We start from the raw sequence: 9,457 nt of genomic DNA, 5'->3' as shown, positions 1-9,457 counted from the left end.
CGAAGTTCATCACCTTCGTCTGAGCGCCTCCAGTACAGTGGATCAGTCCGTGGATGGCGGGTCTCATCTCTTTGAGCAACTTCGCCACAAGCGGTGCGTAAGTGCGGGTCGGAGAGAGGATCAGTTCGCCGACCGTCAGCCCGGTTCCTGGCACCTCAGCGAGTAGCTCACGGCTCCCGCTGTAGACCAAGTCGTCAGGTACGGCTGGGTCGTAGCTCTCGGGGAACTTCTCGGCCAATGCGTGCGAGAGTATATCGTGTCGTGCGGAGGTTAGTCCGTTGCTCCCCATACCGCCATTGTAACGCGCCTCGTAAGTCGCCTGACCATAGGAGGCGAAGCCGACGATCACGTCTCCATCGGCGATGTGCGCATTGTCTATGATGTCGCTCCGACGCATACGGCAGGTCACCGTGCTGTCGACGATGATCGTGCGAACTAGATCGCCCACGTCAGCTGTCTCGCCTCCCGTAAGATAGATCTCTACGCCGAGGTCACGCATCTGCGCTAGGATCTCCTCGGTTCCATTGATGACGGCACCGATCACTTCGCCTGGTATGAGCTGCTTGTTGCGTCCGATGGTCGAGGAGAGGAGCATCCCCGAGGTCGCCCCCACGCAGAGGAGGTCGTCAAGGTTCATCACGATCGCATCCTGCGCAATGCCTCGCCACACGGATAGGTCGCCCGTCTCTCGCCAGTAGATATAGGCTAGCGAAGACTTCGTGCCAGCCCCATCGGCGTGCATGATATTGCAATAGTCAGGATCACCACCCAGTACGTCTGGTAGGATCTTGCAAAAGGCTTGCGGGTAGAGCCCTTTGTCTATATGGGCAATGGCATTGTGTACATCTTCTTTTGCGGCAGAAACGCCTCGGCGCATATATCGGTTCATAGAGACCTTAGAAGTTAGAGGTTAGACTTTAGAAATTAGAAGTTAGATGTTAGCGAAGTCTGAGCACGTCGCCCTCCTCGGGGACGTAGTCGTAGTCTAGATGGTTCATACGGTATAGTCGATTGAGGCGTATGCCGTAGCGCTGAGATATGTCGTGCATTGACTCGCCCACCTGCACCACATGGTCGGGATAGTCAGGTGTGGCACGCTTGTTCTTGCGCTCTAGGTAGATCACGTCTCCAGCCTGCAGCGGGAAGTCCACCGGCATATCGTTGTAGTCAGCCAAGCGCTTGAGACTAATGCCCATCTCACGAGCTATTGACTCAAGCGAGTCTCCTTTGTTTGCTAATATATATAGGAGTCCATAGCTAAAGAATCCCTCGTGCGTCAGCTTCATCTCTGGATCCTTTTCAGAAGGCGTATAGGTCGGTGCAGGTCGGCCCGACATCCAGCGTGGATAGCGCCCACGATCCAGCTCGTATAGCTCGTACTGCTCAATTACCTTGATGAGCATGTTGGCGTAGCCCTTGTTCGTCGCATAGCCACACTGCTGCAGCCCCCTAGCCCACGCCTCATAGTCTGTGATCTGGTAGGTGTATAGCACCTTGTAGCGAGGCTGCTTGAGGAAGTTGGAGTGATCCTCGTAGGAGTCCCCCGCAGAGCGGTACTTGCGAAAGCACTCCCCCTTGAGATCATCGTCGGCATAGATGCGCTGCCCCTGCCAAGCGCGGTGACACTTGATGCCGAAGTGGTTATTGCCCTCTCGTGCCAGACGACTAGATCCAGCGCCCGTCTCAATCAGTCCCTGCGCCATCGTGATGCTCGCAGGGATCTTGTGACGCTTCATCTGGCGAATGCACTCATCGGCATAGGTACGTATATAGGTCTGGTAGTTAGGATTCATCGGCGCCTGCCCCCACGCAGTGGCGCAGAGCAAGAGCAGACAAGCTATCGAGAGCAGAGACCGTGATGGATCGGTGAAGAGCTTCATAGGGCTTTAGACGTTAATCTATTGGGCGTGTAGCTAGGTGTCAAGCACCTTCCCCACAGAGTGAGAGGAGCTACCTGAACTACAAAGGTACTAAATAGATCTGTAGTCACTAGCTTCGGCATCAACGCAATGCTTAATCAGGGCGCATTATAAATATGATCTAGTCTCTACGGAGGAAATCGTGAATTTTGCAGTAGAAATATTTGATTTTCCAGCGAGGGATGGGATAATTCTTCCGAACTTCCATTTCATTCTTCCGAAGTTTTATTTCATTCTTCCGAAGTTTTATTTCCCGCCTCGGTGGAGAATTTTCGTTTCCTCGTGAGCTATTGGGAAGTTCCTCGGTAGAAATTCCAAGGCGCCCTGAAGCTTAATCAGCTAGCCGTCACGTATGTAAGAATTTTTGTACCTTTGCGCCATTGTACAGAGTATCTATACATACAGTTTTACCTATTAAATCACCACAACTTACTAAATGAGTAACAATCCAACGGATCGTATCCAGCCACTCGCAGACTTCGACTGGTCTGGCTACGCACAGGACACAGCCATCTCTCCAGAGATGCGCAAGGAGCGCGAGGCGATTTATGACAAGACCCTCACGACCATCAAAGAGAACGAGGTCGTCATGGGCAAAGTTATGTCTATCAGCAAGCGCGAGGTACTAGTCAACATCGGCTACAAGAGTGCAGGTATCATCTCTGCCAACGAGTTTAACTACAACAAGGATCTCAAGGTCGGAGACGAGGTAGAGGTACTTGTCGAGAGCAAGGAGGATCGTCATGGTCAGCTACAGCTCTCTCACCGCAAGGCTCGTGCTGCTCGTGCATGGGAGAAGATCGCAGCTGCTCAGGAAAACGACGAGGTCATCCTCGGCTACATCAAGAGCCGTGTCAATGGTGGTATGATCGTCGATGTCTTCGGCATTGAGGCATTCCTCCCTGGATCTCAGATCGACGTACGTCCTATCAAGGACTACGACGCTTTTGTCGATAAGACGATGGAGTTCAAGATCGTCAAGGTCAACCCCGAGTACCGCAACGTAGTCGTATCGCACAAGGTCCTCATCGAGGCAGAGCTCGAGCAGCAAAAGAAGGAGATCATCTCCAAGCTCGAGAAGGGGCAAGTCCTCGAGGGTGTCGTCAAGGGTATCACCTCTTATGGTGCCTTCGTCGACCTCGGTGGCGTAGACGGTCTAATACATATTACCGACCTCTCTTGGGGTCGTATCGGAGATCCCTCTGAGGTGGTCTCTATCGACGAGAAGATCAACGTGGTCATCCTTGACTTTGATGAGGAGAAGACACGTATCGCTCTCGGTCTCAAGCAGCTTATGCCTCATCCATGGGATGCACTCGATCCTAACCTTAAGGAGGGCGATGTCGTCCATGGTCGTGTCGTCGTCATCACAGACTACGGTGCATTCGTAGAGGTGATCCCAGGAGTCGAGGGTCTGATCCACGTCAGCGAGATGTCCTGGACGCAGCACCTACGCAGTGCTCAGGAGTTCCTCACAGTAGGTCAGGAGGTAGACGCAGTCGTCCTTATGCTCGACCGTGAGGATCGCAAGATGAGCCTAGGTCTCAAGCAGCTCAAGCCCGATCCATGGGAGACCATCGAGCAGCGCTTCCCCGTTGGATCCAACCACGAGGCTCGTGTACGCAACTTCACCAACTACGGTGTCTTCGTTGAGCTAGACGAGGGTATCGACGGTCTGATCCACATCAGCGACCTCTCCTGGACTCGCAAGGTCAAGCACCCCAACGAGTTCGTCAAGGTTGGTCAGATGATTGAGGTACAGGTCCTTGAGATTGACAAGGAGAACCGTCGTCTCAGCCTCGGGCACAAGCAGGTGACGGAGAATCCTTGGGACGAGTTCGCTAAGGAGTTCACCATCGGCTCTATCCACGAGGGTACAGTCATTCGTATGAATGAGAAGGGTGCCACCATCGCACTGCCTTACGGTGTTGAGGCATTTGCTACACCTAAGCACCTCATCAAGGAGGACGGCACGAGCGTTGCTGTAGACGAGAAGCTCCCCTTCAAGATCCTAGACTTCAACCCCGAGATGCAGCGCATCATCGTCTCTCACAGCCGTATCCACGAGGATGCTGAGCGTGCAGAGCGTCGTCAGGCTGCTACCGAGGAGCGCAACCAGCAGGTACGCGATGCTGCAGCTGTCGCAGCTACACAGCAGAGCGTAGAGCGTGCTACTCTCGGAGACCTAGACGAGCTAGCAGCTCTCAAGGAGCGTCTAGAGAGCGCTGAGTAAGAAATAGTGATAGTCTCGGAACCGGTGCCTAGCACCCCCTGAGACGAACCATAGCAAATAGCAAGAGAGGTGACCTCCCGTCGGGAGATCACCTCTCTTTTGGTCGTTGATTAGGTTGCTATCGTGAGACCGTTGCAAAAGTCAACAGTCTCATTGTGTAGGCTAAGAGCGTAGATGCCACAACGGTATACACGCTAACCCTCGTTCACGATAGACAGCTCCGATAGTCTGCAAATATTCTGTACCTTTGGGGAGTAAAGTAATCAATCCACACTGCAACGATGAAGCAATACTATATTATATATAACGACAAGCAGGCGGGACCCTATACACTCGAAGAGCTGGCGAGGCTATCGCTGACACCTGAGACGATCGTCTGGACCGAAGGTATGACCGACTGGGCTCCCGCTCGTGAGGTGAGCGAGCTGCAAGGGCTCATCGCACCCAACACGCCCACACCACCCAGCAACAATGCGACTACCTACGGAGCTCCGCAGTACAGTAGCGCTCCGCAGTACAACAGCGCTCCGCAGTACAGTAGCGCTCCGCAGTACAGCAATCCTTCGGAGCGTCCGCCCGTACCGCCCAACTACTTGGTTTGGGCTATCCTCGTGACCCTCTTCTGCTGTAACATAGGCGGTATCATTGCTATCATCCATTCGTCAAGAGTATCCTCACGCTACATCGCTGGAGACTACGAGGGCGCAGCCTACGCTAGCCGTCAAGCACGCAACTGGATCATTGCCTCAGCTTGTGTCGGCTTTGTTCTTATGATAGCATACATTGTGTGGCTATTCTCCTTTCAGACCGGGCTAGCCGCCTTCTCGCCATACTACTAGGGAGCAGCAGTCGCCCAAGACGTGCGTTCGCACAGCCGTTTCCACGTTCCGCCCCAGCGCTTGCCCTTCGGCGCTCGTGCTTTGGTCAGGCTACATAATTTTAGTACCTTTGCACCCTAACAAGTATACACGCATATAGCATATTAGTCCTATGAACATATCACACGAGCTTAGAGACGATAGTGTCGTACTCCTAAACATCACCCTCTCCAGCGAAGATATCAAAGAGCCAGTCGCTGACCAGCTAAAGCATCTACGCAAGACCGCCGAGATGCCTGGATTCCGTCCTGGAAAGGCCCCGGCGTCCATCATTGAGAAGAAGTATGGTCAGGCAGTACGCTTTAGAGTGATCAACGAGATGACCTCCGAGGAGATCCGCCACTACCTCAAGGAGCAGGGCATCCATACCGTCGGAGGGCTGATCATGGAGCAAGACGACAATACCTATACACCTGAGCAGACGGACTATAAGCTACAGATATCTGCGGGACTCATGCCTCAGTTCCCCGAGACTATCGACAGTAGCGTCACGCTACCTCACTACACCGTCCAGGCCAATGATGAGGAGATTGACCAGATGATCCAAAACGCTCGCGAGAATGCTGGTGAGCGCACAGAGGTTGAGGACGTTCAGGACAAAGACGTGCTCTACGTCTCCGTACAGGAGCTAGACGACAAGGGTCAGCATGCCACCGAGGGCATCACACTGGAGGAGAGCTATATCATGCCTCTGTACGTGACCAATGAGGAGATCCGCACAGAGATCCTCAAGGCGCACAAGGGCGACACACTCACCATAGATCTCCACAAGGCGTATGACAACAACGATGTCGAGATAGCTTCATTCCTACAGATCAAGCAGGAAGAGGTACACGAGTACAAGAACCCCTTTGAGATCAAGATCAAGCGCATCCTACGCAACAACCCAAGCCCTATTGACGAGAAGCTCTTTAAGCTCATGCTCGGCCCCACGACTAAGGTGACCAATGAGGAGGAGCTCAGAGCAGAGCTCAAGCGACTACAAGGCGAGCGCAACGATGCCATGGCTAGCGACATCTTTACCACCGTCGTCTCTAAGTACATCGTAGAGAAGATACAGGGGCTGACCTTCCCAGACAAGCACCTAGCACTCCTACTAAACGAAAAGACAGAGGAGGAGACACAAGAGGCATACGACGAGCGCATCAACAAGATCCTACCATACGTACGCTACCAGGCCATGCTCGCATCGCTCAGTAAGCAACTAGACGTCGAGGTGCCCAACGAACTCATTCGCAAGATTGTGAGAGAGGGTGTTATGAGGCAGATACAGTCTGCTGGACTGGGACAGCTACTCTCCAACGATGAGTTGATCGAGAGCATCGTCAATAGCACCATAGAGAAAAACGACGAGCAGCTCTTCAGCGCCAAGGAGCAAGCCAAGGAGCAGGCTCTCGCAGCAAAGGTTCAGGAGCTCGTCACGCTCGATGAGCAGAAGCCCATCACGATCAAAGAGCTGTACGAGGTACACGCCGATCTGCAGAAAGAGATCAACAAGATCCTCGGGCTCAGCGACGTCGAGCCTGTAGCTCCAGCAGAAGCTTAAGCAATCCGCCGAAATGGGTAGCCAGCAAAAGCTACCACAAATCATACAGACTAGCGGGATCATCTCACCGACGTGTGAGGTGATCCCGCTAAGCTTTATGTTCAAAGCAGACATATAGCCCGTTGTATTAACGATAGTGGGTTACACGTCAAGTTTTACTGGGAACGGACGCCCTCCCTCCCGCTAGACACTCCTGTGCGTCCCTACACAAGGCTACTCGTCTCACTAGCTTCTAATCTCTAGTTCGTATATTCAATTAAGAAATGAGACTGGTATCTACATATTCAGTACCTTTGTAGCAAGGTCGCAAATATCGTATGAAACAACACGCTTTCCCCTCTCACCTCATCAGTCTGTTGCTCTTGGGCTTACTCTCATTAGCTCCTATGAGCTTGACAGCTCAACAGCCATCGTCGTCCAGCTCCTCTGCGGGACAGAAGACTACGTCAGATGACTTCACCACTACTATGGCAGTGATGGGGAGCGTGCTGAGCAATGTGCGCAACTTCTTCGTTGACACGGTCAATCTGACCACGCTCTACGATGGAGCACTCACCTATATGCTACAGCAACTGGATCCCTACACGGTCTACTTCAACGAGGAGGAGACGAAGGCCTTTGAGGAGAGTACGACGGGTCTCTACGGAGGTATCGGGGCGATCCTACGACAGCATCAAGACTCGGTCGTCATCATTGGCTCACTCATACAGGGTAAAGCGGCGGATAAGGCGGGTCTACGTCCAGCTGACATCATTTGGCGGATCAATGGCAAGGACTTCTCTCACACGAAGGTGGTTGACGTGCGCAATGAGCTCCGTGGCGAGCCAGGCACGCCTATCACACTGGTGGTGCGCCGTCCAGGCTACGCCAAGGACTCGCTGACGGTAACATTCAACCGTGAGCGTATTGACCTGAGTCCAGTCTCCTATGCGGAGCTACTCAATGGTCGTGTGGGCTTTATCTCGCTCAATACGTTCTCTGCCACTACGAGTCAAGAATTTCTCAAGGCTTATGACCGCCTACAGAAGGAGGCGGGCGGTAAGCTGAGCGGGCTGATCCTAGACCTGCGCGATAATGGTGGCGGGCTGATGGAGCAGGCGATACAGTTGGTCAATCTATTTATCCCCAAGGGTAAACTGGTCGTTTCGCTCAAGGGGCGCTACCCGCAGCAGAGCAATAGCTACAAGACAACTAAGGAGCCTCTGGACACGAAGCTCCCGCTCGTCGTGCTGATCAACGAGGGCTCGGCCTCTGCCTCTGAGATCGTGGCGGGAGCTTTGCAGGACTATGATCGTGCGGTGATCGTGGGGCGCAAGAGTTTTGGCAAGGGGCTGGTACAGGGCACGCTTGAGCTGCCCGATGGGGGGCTGCTCAAGCTGACGACGGCTCGCTACTATATACCCAGTGGACGCTCTATACAGAAGCTCTCCTACAACCATCGTGGTGGCGCTGAGCAGGTCAATGCGACCGACTCGCTCGGCACTGCCTACACGACTTCGGAGGGACGCACGGTCTATGCTGCTGGTGGCATTATGCCTGACATAGTCTGCCCGTCGGACTCTATTCCTTCGTTGCTAGGCACCTTGCTCTTTGACACGCTTACCTATGACTTTGTCACTGACTACTTGCTGACGCACCGAGCTCCCGAGCGAAGTAAGCTCAGGAGCTTTGACCTGGGTGATGAGGCTTACACTGCTTATAAGAAGAAGGTGATAGAGAGTGGCTTCACCTTTAAGTCTATCGCTGACGAACTGGTCAAGAAGGTGGAGGACGCCCTCAAGGCGGAGCAACGCTACGATGAGGTGGCGAGCGACTTTGCCGCATTTCAGAAGAGTCTACGGGCTGACACGCCTCGGCTGATGAAGACTTACGAGAGCTTCATCCGTGACTACCTTAATATGGAGATCCTCTCACGCTGCTACTACGATGAGGGTCGACTGGAGTACTATATGTCACGAGACAAGGTGGCGCAGCGTGCTGTGTCGCTCCTCGGAGACCCGACCACTTATCACCAACTGCTCAAAGGTAAGTAGCCCTCACTAGAGTCTCATAACATCTTATATATACCTCTTATCAAGTAAAAAGCTTATCATACAATGAATTGGTTCGCAAATCTATTTGTCGGCTCGGGGATAGCGCACTCTGTCTTCTTGATAGCTCTAGTCATCGCTGTGGGGATGCTCCTAGGACGCATCAAGATCGGCAAGGTCTCCCTAGGGGTGACGCTGGTACTCTTCGTGGGTATCTTCTTCGGTGCTCTAGGGATGCAGATCGAGCCTGGGGTCCTGCACTTTGTCAAGGAGTTTGGCCTCATACTCTTTATCTATGCTGTCGGTCTGCAGGTGGGTCCAGGCTTCTTTCCCTCGCTCAAGAAGGGCGGTCTGAAGCTCAACCTCCTGGCGGTCCTCGTGGTCATGCTCGGCGTGGGCGTCACGATCGCTATCAAGTATATCTCGGGACTACCTATGTCAACGATGGTGGGTATCCTCTCGGGTGCTGTGACGAATACGCCTGGTCTGGGTGCTGCTGAGCAAACTTACTCAGATATCATGGGTACGTCTGACCCCTCCATAGCAATGGGCTATGCGGTGGCCTATCCGCTCGGTGTGATCGGTATCATACTCTCGATGATGGTGGTACGCAGTGTCTTACGGGTCAATATCCGCAAGGAGGAGCAGGACTTCGTCTCTCAAGATGATGCCCTGGAGCATACGGCACGCTCGGCTTCGTTTGTTGTGGCAAATCCTGCAGTCTTTGGCAAGTCTATCATGGAGTTGCTCTCTAGTTACTTCAATCAAGGAGAGATAGTGGTCTCTCGCCACTACTGCCATGAGACGCATCGCATCACTGTCGCTAAGGGAGACACGATCCTACAGGAGCA

6 protein-coding genes and 1 pseudogene are annotated in these 9,457 nt (G+C 53.3%); 5 read left to right on the top strand and 2 right to left on the bottom strand.

Features of this window, described 5'->3' with window-relative positions:
- Positions 1–889, bottom strand: an 889-nt coding sequence (locus tag Q0X57_RS06200; protein ID WP_297729096.1) for an AIR synthase related protein, incomplete at its 3' end; no start/stop codon positions are given.
- 49 nt (positions 890–938) lie between these two features.
- A complete protein-coding gene (locus Q0X57_RS06195) occupies positions 939–1,880 on the bottom strand; it encodes a glucosaminidase domain-containing protein (RefSeq protein WP_297729094.1) in 942 nt (313 codons plus the stop codon).
- 475 nt (positions 1,881–2,355) lie between these two features.
- Between Q0X57_RS06195 and rpsA the strand changes: the two genes are divergently transcribed.
- From rpsA to Q0X57_RS06170, 5 genes and pseudogenes are all read left to right on the top strand, one after another.
- Positions 2,356–4,152 carry a 30S ribosomal protein S1 gene (gene rpsA, locus Q0X57_RS06190; RefSeq protein ID WP_297729091.1) on the top strand — a complete coding sequence of 599 codons (1,797 nt, stop codon included), beginning with the start codon at positions 2,356–2,358 and terminating at the stop codon, positions 4,150–4,152.
- A 281-nt stretch (positions 4,153–4,433) separates the two neighbouring features.
- Complete coding sequence (locus tag Q0X57_RS06185) at positions 4,434–4,991, top strand: CD225/dispanin family protein (protein ID WP_297729089.1); 558 nt, start codon at positions 4,434–4,436, stop codon at positions 4,989–4,991.
- 151 nt (positions 4,992–5,142) lie between these two features.
- Positions 5,143–6,576, top strand: a complete 1,434-nt coding sequence (locus Q0X57_RS06180) for a trigger factor (protein WP_297729086.1) — start codon at positions 5,143–5,145, stop codon at positions 6,574–6,576.
- Between the two features lie 317 nt (positions 6,577–6,893).
- A complete protein-coding gene (locus tag Q0X57_RS06175; protein WP_297729083.1) occupies positions 6,894–8,609 on the top strand; it encodes a S41 family peptidase in 1,716 nt (571 codons plus the stop codon).
- A gap of 63 nt (positions 8,610–8,672) precedes the next feature.
- Positions 8,673–9,457: pseudogene (locus Q0X57_RS06170) on the top strand (transporter); the annotation flags it as partial.

Origin of the sequence: uncultured Porphyromonas sp., from assembly GCF_947254915.1 — a bacterium.
In the GTDB taxonomy this organism is placed as follows: domain Bacteria; phylum Bacteroidota; class Bacteroidia; order Bacteroidales; family Porphyromonadaceae; genus Porphyromonas.
Note: the sequence above shows the minus strand (reverse complement) of the source record. Positions and strands in the feature narration are given on the sequence as shown.